The sequence below is a fragment of the Paenibacillus sp. FSL R5-0527 genome (assembly GCF_038008055.1).
Classification (GTDB): Bacteria; Bacillota; Bacilli; order Paenibacillales; family Paenibacillaceae; genus Fontibacillus; species Fontibacillus macerans.
Genome location: NZ_JBBOYI010000001.1, coordinates 2,065,539 through 2,089,670, shown reverse-complemented (window position 1 = coordinate 2,089,670; position 24,132 = coordinate 2,065,539). Strand labels below are relative to the sequence as shown.

At 50.2% G+C, this 24,132-nt stretch carries 19 protein-coding genes; 5 read left to right on the top strand and 14 right to left on the bottom strand.

Features of this window, described 5'->3' with window-relative positions; translation table 11 throughout:
• The first annotated feature begins 180 nt into the window (after positions 1-180).
• The 5 genes from NYE69_RS09275 (at position 181) to NYE69_RS09255 (ending at position 4,601) form a co-directional block, all read left to right on the top strand.
• Positions 181-384 carry a helix-turn-helix transcriptional regulator gene (locus NYE69_RS09275; protein ID WP_036625661.1) on the top strand — a complete coding sequence of 68 codons (204 nt, stop codon included), beginning with the start codon at positions 181-183 and terminating at the stop codon, positions 382-384.
• On the top strand, positions 381-797 hold the full coding sequence (locus tag NYE69_RS09270) for a hypothetical protein (protein WP_340925924.1): 417 nt from the start codon (positions 381-383) through the stop codon (positions 795-797). Before NYE69_RS09275 ends, NYE69_RS09270 begins: the two co-directional genes overlap by 4 nt.
• Positions 798-954: 157 nt before the next feature.
• The gene (locus NYE69_RS09265) at positions 955-2,340 is read left to right on the top strand and encodes a sensor domain-containing diguanylate cyclase (protein ID WP_340925923.1); all 1,386 of its coding nucleotides are present in this window, start codon (positions 955-957) and stop codon (positions 2,338-2,340) included.
• A gap of 70 nt (positions 2,341-2,410) precedes the next feature.
• The gene (locus tag NYE69_RS09260; RefSeq protein WP_036625666.1) at positions 2,411-2,890 is read left to right on the top strand and encodes a hypothetical protein; all 480 of its coding nucleotides are present in this window, start codon (positions 2,411-2,413) and stop codon (positions 2,888-2,890) included.
• Between the two features lie 151 nt (positions 2,891-3,041).
• A complete protein-coding gene (locus NYE69_RS09255) occupies positions 3,042-4,601 on the top strand; it encodes a flavocytochrome c (RefSeq protein WP_328271804.1) in 1,560 nt (519 codons plus the stop codon).
• 84 nt (positions 4,602-4,685) lie between these two features.
• Here the strand turns inward: NYE69_RS09255 and NYE69_RS09250 are convergent, their stop codons facing one another.
• The 14 genes from NYE69_RS09250 to NYE69_RS09185 all read right to left on the bottom strand — a co-directional run bounded on the left by NYE69_RS09250 (position 4,686) and on the right by NYE69_RS09185 (position 24,005).
• Positions 4,686-5,663 carry an aldo/keto reductase gene (locus tag NYE69_RS09250; protein ID WP_316561247.1) on the bottom strand — a complete coding sequence of 326 codons (978 nt, stop codon included), beginning with the start codon at positions 5,661-5,663 and terminating at the stop codon, positions 4,686-4,688.
• A gap of 17 nt (positions 5,664-5,680) precedes the next feature.
• Complete coding sequence (gene gtfA, locus NYE69_RS09245) at positions 5,681-7,150, bottom strand: sucrose phosphorylase (RefSeq protein ID WP_340925922.1); 1,470 nt, start codon at positions 7,148-7,150, stop codon at positions 5,681-5,683.
• A 3-nt stretch (positions 7,151-7,153) separates the two neighbouring features.
• Positions 7,154-8,125 (bottom strand): carbohydrate kinase family protein, encoded by a 972-nt coding sequence (locus NYE69_RS09240; protein ID WP_316561245.1) that lies wholly within the window; start codon positions 8,123-8,125, stop codon positions 7,154-7,156.
• A 20-nt stretch (positions 8,126-8,145) separates the two neighbouring features.
• A complete protein-coding gene (locus NYE69_RS09235) occupies positions 8,146-9,225 on the bottom strand; it encodes a Gfo/Idh/MocA family protein (protein WP_326044116.1) in 1,080 nt (359 codons plus the stop codon).
• Positions 9,226-9,246: 21 nt separating this feature from the next.
• Positions 9,247-10,086 carry a carbohydrate ABC transporter permease gene (locus tag NYE69_RS09230; RefSeq protein ID WP_328271802.1) on the bottom strand — a complete coding sequence of 280 codons (840 nt, stop codon included), beginning with the start codon at positions 10,084-10,086 and terminating at the stop codon, positions 9,247-9,249.
• 26 nt (positions 10,087-10,112) lie between these two features.
• Positions 10,113-10,997, bottom strand: a complete 885-nt coding sequence (locus tag NYE69_RS09225; RefSeq protein ID WP_124331872.1) for a carbohydrate ABC transporter permease — start codon at positions 10,995-10,997, stop codon at positions 10,113-10,115.
• Positions 10,998-11,111: 114 nt separating this feature from the next.
• Positions 11,112-12,410 (bottom strand): ABC transporter substrate-binding protein, encoded by a 1,299-nt coding sequence (locus NYE69_RS09220; RefSeq protein ID WP_340925921.1) that lies wholly within the window; start codon positions 12,408-12,410, stop codon positions 11,112-11,114.
• 275 nt (positions 12,411-12,685) lie between these two features.
• Complete coding sequence (locus tag NYE69_RS09215) at positions 12,686-13,708, bottom strand: LacI family DNA-binding transcriptional regulator (protein ID WP_328271801.1); 1,023 nt, start codon at positions 13,706-13,708, stop codon at positions 12,686-12,688.
• Positions 13,709-13,758: 50 nt separating this feature from the next.
• On the bottom strand, positions 13,759-14,322 hold the full coding sequence (locus NYE69_RS09210) for a delta-aminolevulinic acid dehydratase (RefSeq protein ID WP_328271800.1): 564 nt from the start codon (positions 14,320-14,322) through the stop codon (positions 13,759-13,761).
• Positions 14,323-14,349: 27 nt separating this feature from the next.
• Positions 14,350-16,770, bottom strand: a complete 2,421-nt coding sequence (locus NYE69_RS09205; protein ID WP_328271799.1) for a beta-glucosidase family protein — start codon at positions 16,768-16,770, stop codon at positions 14,350-14,352.
• A gap of 117 nt (positions 16,771-16,887) precedes the next feature.
• On the bottom strand, positions 16,888-17,904 hold the full coding sequence (locus NYE69_RS09200) for a glycosyltransferase family 2 protein (protein ID WP_340925920.1): 1,017 nt from the start codon (positions 17,902-17,904) through the stop codon (positions 16,888-16,890).
• A gap of 34 nt (positions 17,905-17,938) precedes the next feature.
• Positions 17,939-18,556, bottom strand: a complete 618-nt coding sequence (locus tag NYE69_RS09195; protein WP_326044111.1) for a hypothetical protein — start codon at positions 18,554-18,556, stop codon at positions 17,939-17,941.
• Positions 18,553-21,012, bottom strand: coding sequence for a beta-glucosidase family protein (locus NYE69_RS09190; protein WP_340925919.1), 2,460 nt, complete (start codon positions 21,010-21,012; stop codon positions 18,553-18,555). Before NYE69_RS09190 ends, NYE69_RS09195 begins: the two co-directional genes overlap by 4 nt.
• A 65-nt stretch (positions 21,013-21,077) precedes the next feature.
• Complete coding sequence (locus tag NYE69_RS09185) at positions 21,078-24,005, bottom strand: glycoside hydrolase family 3 C-terminal domain-containing protein (protein WP_340925918.1); 2,928 nt, start codon at positions 24,003-24,005, stop codon at positions 21,078-21,080.
• Positions 24,006-24,132 lie beyond the last annotated feature (127 nt).

The following is a 24,132-nucleotide window of genomic DNA, read 5'->3' as shown; positions in this document are numbered from 1 at the left end:
CCTCCCTCCTTAGTATTTCCCGGCTTAACCCGACCGAAATGACGCTAATTCACGCCAAAAGAGTTCAACCGGCCAGTTAGGGTAAATAACGAAATGGAAAGCTAACTTGACATTTCGCGTTTGAGTGTGTTAGTTTTGATGTAAAGTTAACTTTCCATTTCAAGCATTTGAGGTGAATCTGTGAAAAACAGGCTTGAGGAAATACGCAAACGGGACGGGATTAGTCAGGAAGATCTGGCTGCTGCGCTCAAGGTCTCACGGCAAACGATCGGCTCGCTGGAGAACGGGCGGTACAATCCGTCCATCATCCTGGCCTTCAAGATTGCCCGCTACTTCGGTATGAGTATTGAAGACATTTTCATCTATGAGGAGGAGACATCATGAAGATAAAAGCATCGGTTTATATAGCTGCGTTAATCGCGGGCATTTGCTGCATCGCGGCCAGCTTCGGTTTCAAAAGCGAAGAGGTAAAAGCCGTATCCGGAATGCTGGTCGGCGTCGGGGCGGGATTGATCGGGATGAGTGTGGCGCAGCTCTATATGAAACGGTTTGAATCCAGGAGTCCCGAGCTCGTAAAGCAGACGGAAATCGAAATAAGTGATGAGCGGAACACGATGATCCGCTATCGGGCCAAAGCGAAAGCCGGCGACATCACCCATTGGCTCATTATGGGCATTGCTTACATGACGATCCTCATTTCAGCCCCTTTATGGGTCACGCTGGCGGTGGTAGCCGTTTTCCTGCTCCATACCGCAATCGGCCTTTATTATATGAACAAATACCAAAAGGAAATGTAAGCCGCGAGACTATCTCTCCAGCGGTAAACATGTCATTCGGGAGGAAATGAGCGGATGCTCCCGCTTGGAAACTATGTCCCTCGGATCAAAGATTTTCATTGACGTACCCCTTTCCGGGAGGCTACAATTTTCGACATGAACATGGTTGTCCGAGGAGATGGAGAAAATAAAAAATATCATCGTCAACATTTTAAAGAACGCCGCCGTTCTTTTATTATATGCGTGTTTTCTTTTCATCGAAATCAAGTTTTACGGGCATATTTCGCTGCCGATCCAATTGCTCGCCATCGCGCTCCTGATCGTGTTTACCTATTTCGTAGCCTCGCCTCTATGGATGAAATCGTTCCCAAGGAAAAGAAATTTCGCGATTCGCCTGATGCTTGGCATTATTCTCGTGTTAAGCTACGCTTGGGATTTTCTCAGAACTCAACACTCGGCCCACGTGTTCAGCGTTGAGATTTTTATCGTGCCCATCATTCTGGTGTTATTGTTTTTCTCGCTCAAAGAGTCGATCATCGTCTTGTTGTCCTGCGTCGCGATCAGCGCGATCAACGTTCTTTCCCGCCTGAGCGCAATCCACATCGATGCGGTTTTTTCGGGGGTGTTGGAGGTGGGGATCTGCACGCTGCTCATCTTCATCATGAATCGGGCGCTGAAAGTAAGGTCCAGGCTCATCAACAAGCAGAACATTTTCGTGGAAAACTCCCGCGCCTTAATGATCGGAATCGACCGCACCGGAAAAGTCGACTTGTGCAATCCGGCGATGTGCCGGCTTTTGAGAATGAAACAAGACGAGGTGTTGGAGCACTTTTTTTGGGAAGTCGGCGCAAAAGTATCCGGCGAAGCGGTGGATCAAATCTTCCAGCTATTGGCCGGGCGCAAAAAAACGGAGCAGTTAGAACTCCAATTTCCGGACGGCCAGGGGACTTCCACGTTTTTGGCGGATACCTATCCCGTCGAAGATGACGGACTGGTGAGCGGCATTATCGTCGTATTAAATGATATTACCGACCGAAAAATCGCTGAGAAGAAATTGTACGAGCTATCGGTGACCGATGATCTGACCAAGCTGGCGAACCGCAGGCATTTTGAGCGGCGTCTTGACGAAGAAATCATTCGCTCCAATCGTTATGGCCGCCCGCTTTCGTTAATGCTGATCGATCTGGATCATTTTAAGGACATCAATGATACATACGGTCACCCCTTTGGGGACCTGGTGCTGTCGACGATAGCCAAGCAACTGGAAAGCCATGTGCGGGATACCGATGTTGTGGCCCGCTGGGGCGGAGAAGAATTCGCCGTATTAATGCCTGAGACCGAGCTTCAGGAAGCGGAAAAAATCGGCATCAGGCTGCTCAAAACCGTTCGCGAGACCTCCATTCCGGTTCCGGAAGAGCGCGGTGAACCTATTACGATGACCTTCTCGGCAGGGGTCGCGACCCAATCATCGGACATTGTGAAAGAGCAAATTATCGAATCCGTCGATACGGCCTTGTACAAGTCCAAAAATAACGGCAGGAACCAGGTTACGGTCAGTCTTTAGAAGGATTTTGGAAGCATTTGTCGAATAGGTCTATAGACCTGGAATTGTGAATTGGAGGGAATCTACGGAAGTGCAACGTCCATCGAAACCAACCGCAAGCCCGGCGCAAAGATCATCCGCGCCTCAAGCCGGACGAACGGCCGGCGGGCAGGCCAGAGCGGCCGGCAATACGCCAAGCCGCGCGTCCGCCGCTGCGTCCGCAGGAGCGGGATATCCGGCCAGCAGCGCAAACCAAAAGACCGTTGTCTGCCGGAAATGCAAATCTCCGCAGATCGTCGCCAACAAGCGGGGGTACAGCTTCGCCTACCTGTTTACCTGTCTTATCACTATGATTCTTTTCGGCGTTTTCCTCTTTGTGCTTAGCGGCGTGATGTTCATTTCCGCCAATATACACACAGCTAAGGCTTTTGGCTTTTTGGGGCCCCTCGGACTCGTTTTTATATTCTTTTCATTGCCTGTCAGCATATTGGTTGGCTTTGTCGGAAGAAGCACGATTGTAAACGGCTGTATGAACTGCGGACACAAATGGACACCTGCCAAGAAGAAATAAGCAAACAACGCTGCCGATTAAAATTGGCGGCGTTGTTTGCTTTCGGGACTATGAATTGTTTCACATGGTTTGTGAATTTGTTCACAAAACTTTGCAAGCAATCATGGTATAGTAAACGGGAACAACAGGCATAGAAAGTGGAGGGGTAATCATGACCAAGAAAACAACAACAGCGCTGATCCTCGTTCTCTCGCTCGTTCTCGTACTGGCGGGATGCGGCGGCGGGAACCAAAATCAGACCAAAAACCAGACCCAAGGCCAAAACCAGAGCCAAAACGCCGGGAACAAGGACACGGCCAAAGAAGCCGAAGCCGTCTCGGGCGCGTCCGAAACGAATAGCTATACGCCAATCGACCAGCTTAAGGACAAATACGATCTCATCATCGTCGGCGCGGGCGGCGCCGGGATGACGGCCGCGCTTGAAGCGAAAGCCGGCGGGATGAATCCGGTAATTTTCGAGAAAATGCCGGTGGCCGGCGGAAATACGACGAAAGCTTCGTCGGGGATGAACGCTTCCCAAACAAAATTCCAAAAAGAGCAAGGCATTGAAGACAGCAACGATTTATTTTATGAAGAGACGTTAAAGGGCGGCCATGGCACCAACGACAAAGAGATGCTCCGCTTCTTCGTGGACAATTCCGCGGCGGCGATCGATTGGCTGGATTCGATCGGAATCCGCTTGAACAATATTACGATTACGGGCGGGATGAGCGAAAAACGCACCCACCGTCCCGAAGACGGCTCCGCCGTCGGGCAATACCTTGTCAACGGCTTGCTGAAGAACGTCAAAGAACAAGGAATCCCGCTGTTCGTGAACGCCGACGTCAAGGAGATTACGGAAAAAGACGGCAAAGTAAATGGCGTTAAAGTTCTTTTCAACCAAACGGATGAAAAAACGATCGCCGCGGATGCCGTTGTCGTGACGACCGGCGGTTTCGGCGCCAATATGGACATGATCTCCAAGGTGCGGCCGGATTTGCAAGGATATGTGACCACGAACCAGACCGGCAGCACCGGCGACGGCATTCAGATGATCGAGAAACTCGGCGGCACGACGGTCGATATGGATCAAATCCAGGTTCACCCGACCGTGCAGCAGGAAAAATCGTATCTGATCGGGGAAGCCGTTCGCGGAGAAGGCGCCATCCTCGTGTCCAGCGAAGGCAAACGGTTCACCAACGAGATGGACACCCGGGACAATGTCACGGCGGCGATTAATAAACTGCCGGAAAAATCCGCTTATCTCGTATTCGATTCCGGCGTCAAATCGCGCGTGAAAGCGATCGAGCAATACGAAAAGATGGGCTTTGTGCTCCAAGCGGATTCCATCGAGGCATTGGCCGGGCAAATGAGCGTGCCGGCGGATGCGTTGCAAACGACGCTGGATACGTGGAACGGCGCGGTGAAAAACAAAAACGACGCCGAGTTCGCCAGAACGACCGGGATGGACAACGACTTGTCCGCGGGTCCATACTACGCCATCAAAATCGGCCCCGGCATCCACTACACGATGGGCGGCGTAAAAATCAACACCAACACGGAAGTGTTGAATAAAGCAGGCCAAGCCATTCCGGGCTTGTTTGCAGCCGGCGAAGTAACCGGCGGCCTGCACGGCCAAAACCGGATCGGCGGCAACTCCGTGGCGGAAATCATCATTTTCGGCCGCCAAGCCGGGATCAAATCGGCGGAATATGTGAAGGCGCAGCAATAGCTTTGCAGTAGTTCCCTCGGCAAAAGAAAACGCTTGGGCACATCAGGCCCAAGCGTTTGTTCGTTTAAGTCGGAATGATTCCAATCAAGGCAAACCTACGCCTCGAGAACTAACGTATAAACTGTACCATTCATCACGGCTCAATACGATGTTTTCGGCTTCCGCACACGCCCTAATTCGGGATGGGGCGGTTGTTCCGATGACCGGTTGGATGGCGGCGGGGTGTTTCATCAGCCACGCAAGCACGATCGCTTCCGGCGATGCTTGCTTCTCTTCCGCCAGCCGTTTAACCCGTTGAGCCGTATTTTTCACACTTTCGCTGGCATTCTCCAGGCTGGCTCCTGAATATAAGCCTTTGGCCAGCGAACCCCAGGCTTGGAGCTGAATGTTTTCCAATTGGCAGTATTCGAGCGTGCCCTCGGGAAAGATGTTGCCCTTCGCCGCGTCTTGATTCACGTGGATGCCGGTTTCAAGCCAGCCGATTTTGTGCAAGCTCAGCTCCAGTTGGTTTATCACCAGCTTTTCACTGCAATGGGCCTGCAATAAACGAATTTGCCCGGCGCTCATATTGGAAACGCCAAAATAGCGGACTTTTCCCGCTGCCTTTAACCGATGAAAGGCTTCCCCTACTTCCCGCGCGTCCATGAGCGCATCCGGACGATGCAAGAGCAGAATATCCAAGTAGTCAATCCCCAGTCTGGAAAGAATCCCATCCACACTCTCCAAAATATAGGCCTTGGAAAAATCATAACGCGCCGGAATGCCCCTGACTTCATCCGGAAAGCGAATTCCTAATTTGGATTGAATGATCATTTTTTCTCTTAACTCCGGTTTTTCCTGCAACACCTGGCCAAAGACGGTCTCGGCTTTTCCGTACGCGTAAATATCCGCATGATCAAACATATTGATTCCGCTGCCCAAAGCCGTCTCCACCGCTTCATGCGCCTGCTTTACATGTTCTGTTTGAATGGGATCCCGGCTCCAGCCTCCGCCAAGCCCCATACATCCAAAAATGAGCCGGCTTGCGTTCAACCCGTGATTATGAATCGGCAATACTGTCATCTCTAGCACATCCTCTGTTATATAAAATATTGTTTCATAGCTCCATTTTCATCCGTATAATCGATGACCGACTGATTCGTTTTAAGATCAACGAACAAGGTACACCGCGTTTCATCCTTTTGCCAGGAAAGCCGAATTTCATCCGCCGCGGAGTCAAGCACTTGAAACTCCCCGTTAAACGCCGCATATTCATTGCGAAACCGGATCAATTTCAACAATCTCTGAACCGCTGCTTTTTCCAAAGCCTGTTCGATTTCCCCAAGGGTAAAATTGTGGCGGTTGATTTCCCGCCCTTCCCCGGTTTTTTTCACATTTTCCAGGTCGTTTTCCCCGGCCAGCAGTCCGACATAATAAACCTGGGGCACGCCCGGCGTAAAGAACTGCAGCGCCCGCGCCGCCAAATAGGCATCATCATCGCCATTTAGAACGGAGTAGTACGAGCACCTGATTTGATGAACATCAAAACCATCCTCGGCTTTATGCTCGTCCGATAAAATCAAACTTAGGTTCGCTCCTCTTTCCAAACAGATATCGACTAATTTCCTCGCTTCTTGGGTATCCAGCAAATCGTCCAAATCCGGCTTGACCGGAATGCCGTCATGGCAATCCAGCATCGTAAACTGTTTAGGCGGACGAGTCCTCAAGTATTGCTTCAGCGATTCCCCCGATTTATTAATGAATGCTTCCAGGATCCGGTACGGCAAAATAAAATCGTAAATCCAGTAGCCCCGTTCCGCCAGTTTGTACTGGACGGAGTAATGCGCGTGCACTTCGGGCAGCAATTCAATGTCCAAGGAATCGGCAAGCCCTTTGATCCAATCGAGAAATTCGTAGATCTCCGGCTCCACGAAAAAGCAGCTCGTGCCCAATTTTTTAACGACATATCCGACAGCGTCAAGACGTACGATTTTCACATGATGCCTTTTAAAATGCATAAAGAAATCGGTAAACAGCTGCTTGACCTGCGGCGAGTTTATATCCAAATCGATTTGTTCGGAGGGATCGGTTTTTCCAAACGTCGTCCACACCTTTTCTTCCTGGCCGGTTTCTCCGATGGTATAGGCCGAATACGGCAGCGGTCTGCGCAAGAACATTTTTTCAATATCCGCTTGTACCGGTTTTCCGTCTCGCCAAATCTTATCCAGCGTAATAAAAAAATCAGCGTACTCCGATTTTCGGCCTTTTGCGAGAAAATCCTGAAAATACTCCGACTGCCGCGAAATATGATTGACCATCAAATCGACCAATACGTCAAAGTTTTCGCCAATCGCTTTGACATCGTCCCAGGTGCCGAAGTGCGGATCAATCTCCAGATACGTAAGCGGAGCAAAACCGCGGTCTCCCGAGGAAGGAAACGGCGGAAGAATGTGGACCCCGCCTTTAAAAATATCCGGAAAATACGCGGAAAGAACGCGGTTGAGCGTTTTTAAATCACCTCCTAACGAATCCGGATACGTGATCAGTTGCACTTGATTATGGACCGCCACTTTTTATTCCTCCCGTAATCCATACATGTCTTTTATGACTTCCAGCTTTGGCAAATCGGCAATGGCGCCGGTATATTTCAATTTATAGGCGCTGACCGCAAACCCCAGGGTTAAGGCTTGTCTGATCGTATGCCCTTGCACCACCGCCGCGTAAAATCCCGACCAAAAAGCATCTCCCGCCCCCGTCGTATCCGCCACCTCGGTGGCCAAGGTGTCGAAGCGGACGGTTTCCGAACCGTTGGAAACCAGGGCGCCGTCTTTTCCCAAGGTCAGGATGACGAGTTTGGCGCCAAGCTCCAGGAACGTTTCCATATAATATTCGGGCGTTTGTTTGCCAAACAATCTTTCCGCATCGTCTGCGGACGGCTTTACAATATCCACCCTTCCGAGGAGGGACTTCACATACCGTACTCCGTCCTCGCCGTTCTCCCATAACATCGGATGATAGTTTGGATCAAAACAGACCAATAATCGATTCATTTGAGCTGTTGTTATGATCTTTTCAATGGTGTCCCTCGCCGGTGTTCTGGATAGGGGCCAGCAGGAGAAATGTACGATTTTGGAATTTAGCAAAGCCGCTTCAAGCTCCTCGGTGTAAGACAAATGATAGTCCGCGCCCCGGTAAAACACAGGAGTCGGCGTGGCTTGGCTTTTGGTTACGACGACCATGCTCGTGGAGTAATCCGCTAATCTTTGAACACACCCCGTGTCTATGCCGGCGTTTTTTAACTCATTGATTAAATAGGAGCCTAAGCCATCTCCCCCCACCGCCGACGCAACAATAGCCTGAATCCCTAATTTCTTGGCGTTCATCGCAATATTGGAGGGCGATCCGCCAAAAAATCTCTGGTATGTGCTGCACGTAAAATCATCCGTATAATCCGCGGATATCATATCGATCAGAATTTCTCCCGCCATGAACAGATCGTTGCCGTTGCTGTTTTGAAGCTCGATTGGATGATCAAAATTCAACATGTCCGTCCCCCGAAATCCGCTTAATGAGCCCATACTCTTGTTGTCGTTTTTACTTCTTGATGCGGATTTTTAAGCGCCGCGTCCATCATCAGAGAAATATAAGTATCCTGCAGCGCTTCTTTTAATGAATAAAATTCGGTTCCAGTGGCCAAGTATGCGCCCATCCGCTCCAAGCAGGTGGACACGGCGATTTCATCATCGTTCAATCGAGCGTTCGCAAACGGATTCCTATAAACGAACTCTTCACCCAACATGATTCCGTAGTGAGACCATTCCTGGTTGTTGTATTTGCCTAAGTCGATACGGTTTAATTCCTGCGTTACCGGCACGTTGCTAGGCGTAAGATATCGCACGGTCAAGTCATCGATTTCGCCTCTTACGCCTTGCACGGTCAGTTGGCGGGTACGGATAAACGAGTGGTACTGGGCCGGATCGGAAAAATCAAAAAACGCGACCTTCCCATTTTCGAATTCCAAAGTCAAACGGTCCCTTGTACAGGAAAAAATCTTCCCGTCAAAGTCCATGCCTTCACGCCCATAGGTTTCCGTCACTCGGAAGGAAAACCTTTTCCCGTGGATTATACAATTTTCATAACCTGCGTTCAAAAATTTTCTGATGATGCTGACGCCGTGATACCCATGCAAGGACGAGAGATTCATATTGCTGACTTCTCCGAGTTTGCCGTCTTGAATCACCTTTAACCAAGCGGCATACAGCGGCTGTGCAAAGTATTGCTCGGCAATCTGAACCTTGGCGTTGTATTTGTTGGACTGTTCCCACAGCTCCTCCAACGCTTCCATCGTTTCTCCCGGAGGTGTCTCGCACAATACGGGGATTCCTCTTTTAAATAAGTCGATTAAATAATCGGTAACAAAACCTCTTTTGACGGATAACACCACATAATCGGGCTGGCTTTTGAGCAGCTCGTCCAACGATTGGACGACGTTTACTCCGAATTTTCGGGCAAACTCCTCCCCTTTTTCACGATTTCGTATGACCACCCCGGTTAATTCGAATTTCTCGGGAATGGCCTTTGCAATACGAATGTAAAATTCGGCTCTCCACCCCGAACCTATAAGCCCAAATCTTATTTTGCTCATCCTCATTCTCCCTTTGATGTTTTATCCTTTAATCCCCCCGGAGGTTAAGCCGGCAATGATTTTCTGCTGAAATATTAAAACCAACGCAATGAGCGGAACCGTTACGACAATCGACGCCGCCGCCATGTCGCCCCATGGGAGTTCATAATTGCTGGGAAACAGCGCAATCCCAACCGGCACCGTTCTCATGCTGTCGTCCGTCATAAAAGTCAAACTGTAAATATACTCATTCCAAGCATTGATAAAAACCAATAGAGCAACCGAAAAAGTAGCGGGTTTAATGAGCGGCAGCATAATCCTGAAAAAAGTTTGCAATCTGGAACAACCGTCAATGGTTGCCGCTTCCTCGAAGCCCTTCGGCAGTTGACTGAAGAAATTCGTTAATAACCAGATCGCCATGGGCAAGGCGAATGTAGTATAAGGGATAACTAGCCCGGCATACGTATTTAGCAGGTTCATATTTTTCAAAATTAAAAATAAAGGGCTGACTGTGGAAATCGTCGGAAACATGGAAATCGTCAGGATGGACAGCAGGATGACTTTTTTCCCTTTAAAGCGCAGTCTCGCCAAGGCATAGGATGCCGATGCGCCGATTAAAATGCTTACAACCGTAGTCATCGTTGCTACAATCACACTGTTGAATAAATACCTGGCAAACGGATGTTTCTGAAACACATTGAAATAATATTCTACGTTAATTTTGCTGGGCACCCATTTGGCAGGGATCGCCGATATTTCCGCAAGCGGTTTGATCGAGGTTAAAAATTGCCAGACATAGGGCAGCAAAATAAAGCCTAAAAAGATCAAAACCATGACATATAATAAGCTCGACTTTAACGTCCGTGATATTTTCAAATCCATTGAAGCTTCCCTCCTTTCCGAAAATATTAGGCCAGATTTTTACCGATTAATTTCATATAAATTAGACTAATGGCAAATACGACCAAGAAGATCAGAATCGACAGCGCTGAACCATAGCCGAAATTCAGGAATTTCATCAGGTGGGCGTAAGCATATAAAGATACGCTTTCCGAACCGTTCGCCCCGCCGGTCATTACGGAAACCAAATCGAATACCCTGAACGCGTCGATCGTTCTGAAAAGAAGAGCGACAAGCACGGTGCTCTTGACCATCGGCAAAGTAATTTTTACGAACGCCTGAAAAGCATTGGCGCCGTCGATTTTCGCCGACTCATACAAATCGCCGGGAATCATTTGCAGCCCCGCCAAGATGAGCAGCGCCATAAACGGAGCCGTCTTCCAGACATCCGCAATAACCAGCGCCATAAATGTACCGCTTTCCGTGCTTAACCAGGCTTTATAGCCGTCGATCATCCCAAGTCTGTACAGCACATCATTAAACAAACCGTACTGGTCGTTATATATAAATTTCCACATCAGGGCCGATACGGTGGTCGGAATCGCCCATGGGATCAGAATCGCCGCTCTAACCATTCCTCTGCCTTTAAACGTTTTGTTCATAATCATCGCCGCAGCAAAACCGACGATTAATTCTAAAAAAACAGTCGTAAGCGTGAATTTAAAAGTAAAAAATATGGAAGCCCCCGCTCGTTCGTCCCGAAAGATATCGGAATAATTTTTCAAACCGACAAATGGATATCCCGAGCCCGGATCCGTTAACACCATTTCATGCAGACTTAACCAAAATGTCCTTAAAATCGGATAAACCGCAATGACCGATAAAATGATTAGCGCAGGGAACATCATCAGCCAGGCATCTCTAGTTTCCTTTCTTTGCTGTAAACTCTTCATTCCCTCATTAACTCCTTCTGGCGGCATGGACTGCAGCAGAGCGGGTATTTAAGTTGAACTAAATAATTATTCAACTTTATATACCCTGCCTACAGTCCATGTCCGTCTATTTCTTTATTTGCTTAATGCTTCGAGGTCGGTTTGGATGGTGTCCAAAGCCGTTTTAATATCGATATGTTCCGACAGCGCCGCATGGATATTACGTTGAATCGAATCGGAAACTCTAGAATAATGAGGAGACATCGGTCTTGCTTTCCCATTCATAATAATGTCATAGAAATCCGCGTAAAATGGATTCGCTTTCAAAACTTCGGGATCTTGATAAACCTCTTTTAACACCGGCGGTTGGGCCGCGATCAGATTCATTTTCTTCTGTACGCTTTCGCTGGACAAATATTTGATAAAGTCGACGGCAGCCGCTTTATGCTCGTCATCGATGGAATTATTGATCACCAAATTCAGACCGCCTAAAGTGGAATGCGACTCGGTTCCTTTAGGACCAACCGGCAGAGCGGCAACACCCACTTTATCCTTTACCTTGGAACCTTCTTTGTTGGCTTGGCTCCAGAATCCGGACCAATCCCGGATAAAAAGCGCTTTGCCGTCCAAGAATACCTGCTCGCTTTCCGGCTCGGTATAAGTTGTTACACCTTGAGGAGCATAACTTTTGACCATATCAAGCATGATTTGCGTCGCTTCGATATTATTTTCCGAATTGACAACCGGTTTGCCTGATGCATCCAGGATCTCTCCACCGTTGTTGGCTACATATTCAACCCAGTTGCATACCAACGCTTCGGACAGAGCCGCTTGAAAAACCCCTGTGTATTGAACATCGTTCATGCCTTGCACTTTACTTTGCAGATCCATCCAGCCTTGATACGTAGTAGGAGGTTCTACACCCAATTGATCAAGCACGTCTTTACGGTAAAAGAGAGCGCTTGCATTTGTAAACCACGGAAAAGCGACAAGTTGACCGTTGTATGTTGCCGTTTCAATGGTACCCGGCAAATATTTATCCTGCGTCGCTTGATCAAAATACGGGGTTAGATCGGTTAACCACCCGGCCGCCGCAAACTCCGCCACATAAACGACATCCAAAGCCATAACGTCCACGCTCTTATCGCCGGAGGCCAGCTTGTTCACAAAATCATCGTGGACCACATTGGCGTCCTGCGGCAGGATTTTCGTTTTGACAACGTATTGATCCTGACTTGCGTTATATTCATCGACAAGCGTTTGCGCCGGCTGCCCGATTCCTTGGTCAAACGAAAAGGTGATGGTCACCGGGTCCTTTGCTCCGTTTGATGCCGGCTCCGTTTTGGCCGAATTCCCGCCGCATCCTGCCAACGAAAAAACAAGAGAACCCGCAATTAAAGGCAACCACAATTTTTTCCCTTTTAACAGTGTCATGAAAGTACCCCCATCTAAGTATAGATTGCAAACTTCCGACAAAAAAATAGGAAACGCTTTCTTTAATGGCTAAAAAAAATGTATTCCCCCTTTTGATTTCGTTTCAGGAAAACCTTTTCCTAATACTCAAAAAAATGGCACTCATTTTTACCGCTAATCCCCCCTTATTTCCCCAGAAGCAAGGTTTTCCGAATCAATTTCAGGAAAACCTTTTCCTGATGTGGGTATATTATACCTCGAATTTTTGGTAAAAATCAATAGAAATTTTGTGCCTTTCAAAGAGATATTTTGCGCACACTAATTCTTCTTATGATTTTGTGCGGAATAAATTGAGTTTTCGGTATGGCCTGCTGCTTCTGATGGATCAGCTTGAACAGAGTTTTGACTGCTTTCAGCCCTTCATCGAAGTAAGAGATTCGAACCGTTGTCAATTCGGGGCTGAAATATTTACCGAACTCCAAATCATCGAACCCCATAATGGAAATATCGGCAGGTACCGAAACCTTCGCATTTTTCAAAAACCGGATAGCCCCAATCGCCATAACATCGTTGCATACCATGACGGCGGTTGGCAGAATGCTGTTTTCCTCATATATTTTTTTCATACAATCATACCCGGATTCGAAGGAAAAGTTCCCATGCTCGATATAAGAATCCGGAACTTCAATGTTGTGTTCCTTCAGCGCCAGCTCATACCCTGTTAAACGTTTTTGCCCGGATGAATAATCGTTTTCCGGACCGCCTATAAATGCTATTTTTGTATGCCCGTTTTCAATAAGAAAAGAGACCGCATCATACGTAGCCTTGATATTGTCATGAGTGACCGTGTGAATCACTTCATCTCCTTCCGAAGCCTCCTGGGTAACCAGGACGATGGGGTACTCTTTCCTTTTCATTTCTTCCACCAAGGTGGAATTCACGTCGACTCCCGCAAACAAAACCCCATCAACCTTTTTATTGGCCAATATCCCTAATAATTCGATTTCCTTCTCCTGTTGTCCCCCCGATTCGCAGACCATTAAAGTATAACCCTTCTGTTGGCAGAAGCTGTTAATCCCCCTGGTCAAGGCACCGAATACCGGATTTGAAATGTCCGGAACGATGATCCCGATAATGTTGGTTTGATTCATGATTAAACCTCTTGCCAAGGAATTCGGCTTAAAGTTTCTTTTTTGAATTACATCATTTACTCTTTTTTTCAGCTCCGGACTAACCGCTTTGGAATTATTGATCACTCTGGAAACGGTTGCGACCGAAACCTGGGCCTCTTTGGCAATATCTTGAATCGTAACAGACATGACACCACTCCTTGAAACCAACTATTAATCATTTTGACAACATTTTAGCATTAAATCAACTCGGAACCTTGGTACAACCGGTACATCGGCAGCTCCTCGCTCATCGTTACGGCCAGGGCGTAAGCCTCTTCCACGCTCTTTCCATTCTGGATCATTTCATAGAAAAATCTCAGCACGAACATTAGCGCATCATTGCCGTCCGGATAATCGTCCGGGCCGATGTAGATGCGGCAGCCGCGGCCGAGAAACGCCCGGGCCAGTTTCTTGTCGCCGAGCGTGCACCCGTTGCCGATGACGATCTTCCCGTCCAGCTTGGCATAGCGCAAAACCTCGACCGGACCGAAGTCACCCTGCGGCTCCCCTTCCTCGTAAACGTCCTCGCCCAATTCCGGCATGATGAATTTCCCTTCATCGCCGTGAAAACTGAGGACGATCATATCCGTCCCGGCGTACAGGTCCTCCCCCGACAGGACGGCAATCAAATCGTTGGGCCGGCCGATCCAATACGTAAACACCCGCGCGCCAAAAAGCTCCAGCGCGGCGCGCACCGCCTGTGTTTCCATATCGCAATCCGGTCCGCACACTAATGCGATGTTCATTACAGGTTTCGACATCTCCATCCTTGCTCCTTCCGTTAACGATTATGATTTCGTCTTTATCCGCTTCAGCTTTCTTTTTCTTTCCCTTAAATAATGGGCCAGTCCTTTAAAGAAATGCCCGTTAACGATCAGCAGAATCCCGTCCAGCATCGGCATATTAACCACGCCGCCGGTCATTCTGGCGATTCCTCTAAACGGCATATGATAAACCGACATCATGATCAGATTCGCCGTGCTGCGTTTGCCTATTTTTCTCAGGAACCAGTAAGCAAACACAATGGCATGATAGGCCAGCCTGGCGAAGGCGCCCTGCGCATACTGGCACTGCTCAATCGTATCGTTGTACCCCAGCGGTTTCGACCGGTCCCAGGTGGAAACCGGCACCTTTCTCCCGATCAGGTTTTCGAATTCCGCGGTGCCGACATCGGTGATCCGGCCCGAATAATAGGACGGAAGCTTCGCTTTGTCATAAGGCGCCGGCGCTGCCGTTCCCGCCACAAATAGGGTATCCGTCAACCGGATGTCCGCGCTCGATGCGCCAACCATGATGGTATAGTCCGCTTCTTCGATTTCCCACCCGTTTGTTTTTACGTTAAAATAGCGGAACGTCTTGTCGTCAAACGGAATATACACCGTCTTGGATTCGCCGGCATTGATAAACACTTTGACAAACCCCTTTAATTCCTTGCGGGGCCTGAAAATTTCCCCGGAGCTGCAGCCGATGTAAAGCTGGGCGACTTCCATCCCGGCAACGGCGCCGGTATTGGTCAGCTTGAACGTCACCCCCGCCTTATCGACCTGCAGGTCGGAATACTCGAACGTGGTGTAGCTCAGTCCGTATCCGAAAGGAAAAAGCACGTCGACGTCCGCCGTATCGTAATAGCGGTAACCGATATAGACGGCCTCCCTGTACTCGGCGGTCGTTTCATTGCCGGGAAAATACCGGGAGGACGGGGTGTCCTCATAGCGAAGCGGGTACGTTTCCGCCAGCTTGCCCGATGGATTGACGTCTCCCGACAGCACCCGCAGGATCGCCCTGGCTCCGGCCTGCCCGCCCAAATATCCGTGCAGCAGCCCTTTCGCCTTGCCGATCCACGGCATTTCCACCGCGGAACCGCAGGACAGAATCGCCACGATATTCGGGTTCACTTGGTGCAAAGCGTCCAGCAGTTCGATCTGATTCTCCGGAATCCCCATGCTCTGCCGGTCCAGGCCGTCCGCCTCCGTCACTTCATCCAGACCGATATACAGCAGAACCACATCCGCTTGCGCCGCGAGGGCGCAGGCCTTTTCGATTTTTTTCCGGTCCTTCTTGCCGTAGCGCTCAAAACCGGGTTCATAGCCGATGCTGACGATGCCCGACTGTTCGAAACAATCGAGGGTGTGGTCCAAAATGGTCGGATTGACGATGGAGGAACCCGCTCCCTGAAACCGGGCGTTTTCCGCAAAATCGCCGATCACCGCCACTTTTTTGCCGAATTTGAGCGGTAAAATATTCCCCTCGTTTTTCAGCAGCACGATCGACTCTTCCGCGACCTTCTGGGACATCCGGTGGTGATACTCCACATTAAACTCCAAATGCGGCCGCCGAAAAGCCTCTCCGCTGGTAAAAATCAGCTCAAGCAGCCGGTTCACGTTTTCGTCCAATACTTCTTCCGGGATCTTTCCGCTGCGAATGGCCTGGACAATCTCCCGATCGGTTTCGCCCGCGGTCGTCGGCATTTCCAGTTCATTTCCGGCCAAAAGTCCGGCCACACGGTCGTTGCTCCCGCCCCAATCCGTGATCACAACCCCTTTGTACCCCCACTCGCCGCGCAAAATATCCTGCATAATATGTAAGTTCTCGTTCGTGTAGGTACCGTTCAATTTATTGTAAGAAGACATGATCGCCTTCGTTTTGCCTTCCTTCACCGCAATTTCAAAGGCGGTCAAATAGATTTCCCGCAGCGTTCTTTCATCGACGATGGCATCGATCGACATCCGCCGCTTCTCCTGATTGTTGACGGCAAAATGCTTGACGCAAGCGGAAATGCCCTGCGACTGAATGCCCCGAATGTAAGCCGCCGCCATTTTACCGGCCAAATAAGGATCTTCGCTGAAATATTCAAAATTCCGGCCGCACAGGGGATTCCGCTTCATGTTGACGCCGGGCCCGAGCAGAACGCTGACTTTTTGCGCGATCGCTTCTTCCCCGAGATACTCTCCTACGGTTTCTCCCAGCTCCACGTTCCAGCTGTTGGCCACCGTCGCTGCCGTGGGATAACAAGTGGCCGGCACGCCTTCATTAAGGCCCAGCTTATCCGCCGCTACCGCCTGTTTGCGGATACCGTGTGGTCCATCGGCAAGAAATATACTTTGAATGCCAAGGCGCTCGATGTCCTGGGTCTGCCAAAAATCCTTCCCCGACATTAAAGACGCTTTCTCTTCCAATGTCATTTGTGCAATGATCTCTTTATATTTCATCTTTGGTTCCTCTTCTGTATGATAGGCGGTATATTCAAAGATATTCTACTATAGATTCTCCCTACTTTCTAATATAGGAAAAGAAGCAGGACACCCTACAGGCCCCTGCTCCCCACGTTAGTTAAATCCGACCAATCGTTGCGAAATCTTGTACGCCCCCACGGAAATGCGGCGGCCGGCCCGTCCGGGCAAATTGATCATTCTTCCCATCAGGCCGTATTTCAGATCCTGGTACAGCTTCATATCTTTATTTTTAATATAGTCCCATAATTCATCTTTCTTCTCAAGATGTTCGTCCGTTCCCGAACGGATCAATAGAATCACCGATACGACAGTGACGATTTCCAGATGCCTGAACATATAGCGGCGCAGGTTCGGATTTTCGATCTTATCCAGTTGCACCTGGTCAATCATCAGTTTATTGACTTTAATCTGCTGATCGATTCTCCGGATCATAATGCTCTCCTGAACCGACTGGCCTTCCCTGCCGATAAAATACCGGTAAAAATCGACGTTGACATAATACAGCGTTTTGACATGCGCCAGCGGGGTGTACACAAATAAATTGTCGACATAAAAGGTGTGTTTCGGAAGCTCCAGCCGGCAATCCCGGAGAAGCTGCGTCCTGTACATGACGGAATGCATTAACATGTATTGGCCTTTGCGAAAACACTGGATATCATCCCACGTAAAAATCCGGCCTTCCGGAAGCACATCGTCGTATTTCATGATTTTTCTGTACTTCTTGCCTTCTTTTTCATAGACGAAATTGCTGACCAGCATGTCCACATGTTTATCTTCCCCGGTTAGAGCGCTGAGGGTCTCCAAGATTTTCAGATACGCTCGGACATCCACCCAGTCATCGCTGTCGACGACTTTAAAATATAAGCCCGCCGCATGACGAATCCCAGCGTTGACCGCTTCCCCGTGGCCGCCGTTTTCCTGGTGGATCGCTTTGACGATCCCGGGATAACGGCTTGCATACTCGTCGGCAATTTGCCCGGTCCGGTCCGCGGAACCGTCGTTGACGATCAGCAGTTCCACCCGCTCTCCCCCAGGCAACAACGATTCGATGCAGTACCTCATGTAGTCTTGCGAATTGTAGCAAGGGATAACTACGGATAATAATTTCATGACTCAACTCACACTACCTTTAATCGCACTTTAACTATTCCTGCTTCTCGGGTTCCTGTTTGAAAATGACTTTGAAAATCGGGAAGAACACCCAGAACGAAATAGCGCTGTTGATAATCATCGTAATCACGTCGGCCGTCGTCTCGCCGGCGGCGCCCCATCCCCACGTATTGATGAACAGGTTGTAGATCGGCGCTTTGTAGAAGCCTTGAGCCGCTGCGGCGCCGAGCGTGATCACGATATAAGCGACGACGTACCAGAACGCGGCCTGCCAAATGTTGCTGTTCGATTTGAACGTAATGCTTCTTTGCGCAAAAAAATTGAGAATCTGGGCGATCGCAATCGTAATTTGCACGGCGAGAAAATAGGCCAGGCCGCCTCCGCCGCCCGCGGCCAGCGGACCCGCCGCATAATCGAATACATAGTAAAGGCTGCCGTCAAAGTTATGCCCAAACTGCAAAATTTGAAAATTGCTGTTTACTAGAGACGTGCGGGCGAACAGACTCTTAAATAAGGGCATTAAAAACAACTGCAGGACGGTAATGCCATTGCTCAATATAAAGAATATCAGAAACTGCGCAATATGGGGATGTTTTTCTTTGTATCGGGCCCAAAGGCCCAGCGGCCCGGCCGCTGTTTTTCTACCGCTCATATTTCTTCTCCTTTTGTGGCTTGGGCTGGTATGACGACCTTCGTCTTGGCGGCCTTCAGCATCTTGCTTCTCTCTTTCAAAAAATACTTAAGCCCCTTGAAGAAATGACCGTTAACCATCATCAGAAGGCCGTCCAGCATCGGCATGTTCACGAGCCCGCCGGTCATTCTGGCAATGCCGCGAAACGGCATATGATAGACCGACATCATGATCAGGTTGGCCGTGCTTCTTTTGCCCGTTTTCCACAAAAACCAATGGGCAAAAGACATCAGGCGAAAGGCCAATCTGGCAACAAAGCCTTTGGCGTACTGGCATTGGGCAATCGTATCGTTGTAACCGAGCGGCTGCGTGCGGTCCCAGGCGGCAGCCGGGACTTTCCGCCCAAGCAGGCGTTCGAATTCCTCCTGGCCAACTTGGTTCGCTTGGCCCGAATAATAGGAAGGAAGCTTCGCCTGCTCGTAAGGAAGCGGCGCTCCCGTTCCTTCTACGTGAAGGCTTGCGGTCAGCCGGATATCCGCACTGGAAGCCCCGATCATAATCTCGTATTCCCCGCCTTCAATTTCCCAACCGTTTGTTTTTACGTTAAAATAACGGAACGTCTTGTCGTCAAACGGGATCGTGACCGTTTCCGTCTCGCCCGGATTGACCAATACCTTGGCAAATCCCTTCAGTTCTTTATTGGGCCGGAAAACATCCCCTGATTTGCAGCCGACATAGAGCTGGGCGATTTCCTTCCCCGGCATGCTTCCCGTGTTCGTGATTTTAAAAGTGACCCCATCCCGGTCCACCTGCACATCGGAATAGGCAAAAGCCGTATAGCTAAGGCCATATCCAAACGGGAAAAGCACCTCCACCTTCGCCGTATCATAGTAACGATAGCCGATATAAGGGCCTTCCCGGTATTCTACGCTGACTTCCTTGCCTGGAAAATGATAATAGGACGGCGTATCCTCATAACGGAGCGGATACGTTTCCGCCAATTTTCCGGAAGGATTGATCTTCCCGGTCAGTACTCCAAGGATCGCTTTGGCTCCCGCCTGACCGCTCAAATAGCCGTGCACCAGGCCTTTTACCTTGCCGATCCACGGCATTTCCACCGCGGAGCCGCAGGATAGCACCGCCACGATGTTCGGGTTCACCTGGTACAAGGCGTTCAATAGTTCGACCTGGTTCTCGGGAAGCTTCATGTTTTGCCGGTCCAGGCCTTCGGCTTCGGTCACCTCGTCCAGGCCGATATATAACAGCACGACATCCGCTTGCTTGGCAAGGTCGCACGCTTTGGCGATTTTCCCCCGGTTTCTTTTTCCGTACCGCTCAAATCCGGGTTCATACCCGACGCTCGTCAAGCCCGCTTCCGCCAAACCGTCCAAAGTGTGGTCAAGCACGGTCGGGTTGACGATCGAAGAGCCGGCGCCCTGATAACGCGCTTCCTTGGCGAACTCGCCGATGACCGCTACTTTCACGCCATGATGAATCGGCAATATACTGCCTTCATTTTTCAGCAGCACGATGGATTCTTCGGCGGCTTCCTGGGCCGCGCGGTGATGCCGATCCACGTCAAACTGTGGTTTATCCGCTGTCTTGAACGCTTCCTCCGTGGAAAAAATCAGTTCAAGCAGCCGGTTCACGCATTCGTCCAATACTTCTTCCTTGATCTCCCCGGTTTGTACGGCCCGGATAATTTCCGCATTGGTTTCCCCGGCCGTCGTCGGCATTTCCAGCTCGTTTCCGGCGATCAGGCCGGCCACGCGGTCATTGCTGCCGCCCCAATCCGTGACGACAACCCCTTCAAAATTCCATTCCTTGCGCAGGATTTCGCGCAGCAAATGAATGTTCTCATTCGTATACTCGCCGTTCAGCATGTTATAGGAAGACATTACCGTCTTGGTCCCGCCTTCCTTCACGGCGATTTCAAACGCGGTCAAATAAATTTCCCGCAGCGTCCGCTCATCGACGATCGTATCGATCGACATCCGTCTTTCTTCCTGATTGTTGGCGGCAAAATGCTTCACGCAGGCGGAAATGCCCTGCGACTGAATGCCCCGGATATAAGCCGCCGCCAGTTTCCCGGCCAGATACGGATCTTCGCTGAAATATTCGAAGTTTCTTCCGCACAGCGGATTTCGCTTCATATTTACGCCCGGCCCCAGCAGTACATGCACTCTTTGGCTGACCGCCTCTTTGCCGAGATATTCGCCGAGCTTCTCTCCAAGTTCGGTATTCCAGCTGTTGGCCACGGTCGCGGCTGTCGGATAACAGGTGGCCGGAAGGCTCGGGTTCAAGCCCAGATGGTCCGCCGCTTCCGCTTGTTTGCGAATGCCGTGCGGTCCGTCCGCCAGAAAAATGCTCGGGATTCCAAGGCGCGGGATATCCTGCGTCTGCCAGAAATCTTTCCCCGACATTAAAGAAGCTTTCTCCTCCAATGTCATCTGCTCTATCAAGTGTTTGTGTTTCATCTCCGAATACCCCATTTTAGCCTTTGGGCGGTAGCCGACTTAATCAGCTACCGCCTAAGGCCTATCTATATATTTTGGTTTTGCGTTTCAACCGCTTCGATTTTGCGGGCCTTCCGGTGCGCCGCTTTATAGAACCCGAGGGTCAGCAGGGCCAGAAGGATGATGTTTCCGAGACCGAGCAGCAGCAGCCAGTACGGATACGGCGCGGCGTTGATTTCCAGAGCTTTGCTGTTCGCCACGGTATAAAGGATGTTGTGGCTCGCTTTGCGCATCGCCTGTTTGCCGGTATTCGTGTCCGTGCTCAGTTTCGTCGGCTTATCGCCGAGCGTCGTCAACATCAGGTCGCCCCCCGAGCGGATCGCCCGGTCCACGTCCATATGCGGGAACATATCCCAGTCGGTGATGACCATGCCCTTAAAGCCCCATTCATCGCGCAGCACGGTGGTCAACAGGCCGTAATGTTCGCCCGCCCATGTCGTGCCGATCCGGTTAAAGGAGGACATGACCGCGGTGGTTTTCCCTTGCTTGACGGAAATTTCAAACGGCTTCAAGTAGATTTCGCGAACCGCCTGCTCATTGGTCCATACGGCCACGCCGTCGCGGTTCGTTTCCTGATCGTTCAGGGCATAGTGTTTGATGTAAGCATACACGCCTTTGGAAGCGGCTCCCTGCACCACGTAAGACCCCATCTTGCCCGAAAGGAATGCATCTTCCGAATAATATTCGAAGTTTCTGCCCGAGAACGGCGTACGGTGAATGTTCATGGCCGGCGCGTACATCCCGGTCACGCTGTAAACTAGCGCTTCGTTAGCGAGAGCTTCGCCCATTTTTTGAGCAAGCTCCACATTCCACGTCGACGCCAACACCACTTCGCTCATAAACTGCACGCCGTTAATGCCGGTGAGCAGCGCATTGATGCCGGCCGGGCCGTCCAGATCGGTTGTAGCCGGCTTGTTGATCGACTCGACGGGCTGGGTTGCGTAACCGCCAAACCCGATCAATTTCGCCATATCCTCAACGGACAGCTGCTCCAGCAGCTCGTTCCATTTCGGATCGTTATAGTCCAGCCCGGCCATATCTTCCAGTTCCAGACCGTGTTTGGCAAAAACGATATCCTGATCGTCCGGATTGTCGGTCACCTGCTTGTTTTCCAAAGCCTGGACCAGTTCCTGCGAAGCTTCCTTTTCCGGAGTCCGCTGGGCCGGCAAGGTGCCTTCCCAATCGGCTCTGGACACATAGGTCAAGCCGCCGAGCGCATCATCAAACACATTCGTTGCCGTGACTTGATCCGAAGGACGTTTGTTGTCTCCGCCATATACGATCGTGTTTTTCACTTCATACGTTCTGGAGTCGATTGCCTCATGGGCGTTTTTCATCAGCTTGATCCCGTAAGTTCCCGCTTCCAGCACATACGCTTTTTCATTTTTGTAGTCGTAAGACGCCATGTCTTCCACCGGAATCTCCAACGTCACCGTCTCGGAAGCGCCCGGCTCGAGGATTTCCGTTTTATCGAACGCGCCCAGCACGACATGGGATTTTTCAATGCCGCCCTCATAATAAGGCGGAGTGTAGTACAGCTGCACGACGTCCTTACCGGCCGTATCGCCGGTATTCGTCACTTTAACCTCGACGGTAATCTTATCGTTCGTGGTTTGATAGTCCGTAATCTCTTGCGTGAAGCTCGTATAGCTTAAGCCGTAACCAAACGGGTACTGAACCGCTTTGCGGTACGCCGCCTCGTCCACTTGGCCTGTCGCGTTGTCGACGTACCGGGTTTCATAATAGCGGTAGCCGACGTAAATGCCTTCGGCGTAATTGACGAAAGCATGGTATTTTTCGCTCTCTTTGCCGAATTTGTCTACGGATTTATGTTTGGTATTCAAGTACCTGAAGTCGCCCGCATTGTAAAAAGCCGGGGATGTCGTTACATCGTAAGCGTAGGTGTCGACCAGACGGCCCGACGGATTCACCTTGCCGGCCAAAATGCTGCCGACGCTGTTGTTGCCGGTCGAGCCGGGACCGCCGATCAGAAGCGCGGCGTCGATTCCCTTGTTTTCGAGGAACCCGAGTTCCATCGCGTTGCTGGAGTTGATCACCACGATCACCTTCGCGAAATCGCGCGAAGTGACCATGTCGATCATCTTTTCTTCGGCTTCCGACAGCTCGAGGTAATGGCGGTCTTTGGAACCGCCGTATTCCGCCGTTTCGAACGGCAGGTCGCCGCCTTCGCCGCCCGATCTGGAGAGCACGATGACCGCCACATCGGAAAATTGCTCCGCATTCTTCAGCAGTTCCTCGCTGAAATCGCCGGTAGCCGGTTCGCTGAGCGTATAGTCGCCGCCGTCCAGGTTAAACGTGTCCGTTTTCTTTTTTGCGGGGGCGTGGGCTTTATAGAACTCGGTGAGTTCGCTGTTCACCTTAAACCCGGCCTTCTCCAGGCCCTGTTGAATCGTGACGTTCGCGCTTTCGTCGCCCGAACCGGAGCCGCTGCCGCCGTAAATCATTTTTACGGAAGCCTGGCCAAAAATATTTACATTCTTCTCATTGGCGTTGTTCATATCCAGAGGCAGGGCATGCTCTTTATTTTCGAGCAGCACGATCCCCTCGTCTTCGATTTGCTCCGTAACCGCTTTGGAATCCGCAGAAGCTTTCGCCAGCGCCTCCTCATCGATTTTCGCTTTGGTCAGGTATTGGTTAACGACAACCTGATACTTGTATACGGCCACGTCGAGGCCAATCACGATGACCAGCCCTAAACTAAGCAGCGCCATCAGCGTTCTTCTTAATCCTTTTCGCTCCGTGGGGTTCCGTCTCGCCCACATGAAACCGCTAACCAATACAACAACGGAAACAATAACGGCCGCAACGAGCAGAATTTGGATCGTTTTTGCAACCGATGCCATTGAAACGGTTACAACCGTACCGATGGCCAGCGCCAAAAATAATGCCGCCCATGCCTTAAAAGTTTTCTTGCCTTTGCCTGACTTGCCCACTTCTTCGCCTCCTATGTAAATAAACCAAGTTGCCACAATCACAAAAATTTTGTATGTGCTTTCATGATTGCAAGTTGATGGGTACCCTTAGCTAAGGGTACTTCATCGCAGCCAAAATAACTATCAA

Bases quoted from the DNA above. Each gene is read 5' to 3' on its own strand.
- NYE69_RS09270 (WP_340925924.1), top strand. From the start codon at position 381: ATGAAGATAAAAGCATCGGTTTATATAGCTGCGTTAATCGCGGGCATT.
- NYE69_RS09265 (WP_340925923.1), top strand. From the start codon at position 955: ATGGAGAAAATAAAAAATATCATCGTCAACATTTTAAAGAACGCCGCC.
- NYE69_RS09255 (WP_328271804.1), top strand. From the start codon at position 3,042: ATGACCAAGAAAACAACAACAGCGCTGATCCTCGTTCTCTCGCTCGTT.
- NYE69_RS09250 (WP_316561247.1), bottom strand. From the start codon at position 5,663: ATGACAGTATTGCCGATTCATAATCACGGGTTGAACGCAAGCCGGCTC.
- NYE69_RS09240 (WP_316561245.1), bottom strand. From the start codon at position 8,125: ATGTTGAATTTTGATCATCCAATCGAGCTTCAAAACAGCAACGGCAAC.
- NYE69_RS09235 (WP_326044116.1), bottom strand. From the start codon at position 9,225: ATGAGCAAAATAAGATTTGGGCTTATAGGTTCGGGGTGGAGAGCCGAA.
- NYE69_RS09230 (WP_328271802.1), bottom strand. From the start codon at position 10,086: ATGGATTTGAAAATATCACGGACGTTAAAGTCGAGCTTATTATATGTC.
- NYE69_RS09225 (WP_124331872.1), bottom strand. From the start codon at position 10,997: ATGAAGAGTTTACAGCAAAGAAAGGAAACTAGAGATGCCTGGCTGATG.
- NYE69_RS09220 (WP_340925921.1), bottom strand. From the start codon at position 12,410: ATGACACTGTTAAAAGGGAAAAAATTGTGGTTGCCTTTAATTGCGGGT.
- NYE69_RS09215 (WP_328271801.1), bottom strand. From the start codon at position 13,708: ATGTCTGTTACGATTCAAGATATTGCCAAAGAGGCCCAGGTTTCGGTC.
- NYE69_RS09210 (WP_328271800.1), bottom strand. From the start codon at position 14,322: ATGTCGAAACCTGTAATGAACATCGCATTAGTGTGCGGACCGGATTGC.
- NYE69_RS09205 (WP_328271799.1), bottom strand. From the start codon at position 16,770: ATGAAATATAAAGAGATCATTGCACAAATGACATTGGAAGAGAAAGCG.
- NYE69_RS09200 (WP_340925920.1), bottom strand. From the start codon at position 17,904: ATGAAATTATTATCCGTAGTTATCCCTTGCTACAATTCGCAAGACTAC.
- NYE69_RS09195 (WP_326044111.1), bottom strand. From the start codon at position 18,556: ATGAGCGGTAGAAAAACAGCGGCCGGGCCGCTGGGCCTTTGGGCCCGA.
- NYE69_RS09190 (WP_340925919.1), bottom strand. From the start codon at position 21,012: ATGAAACACAAACACTTGATAGAGCAGATGACATTGGAGGAGAAAGCT.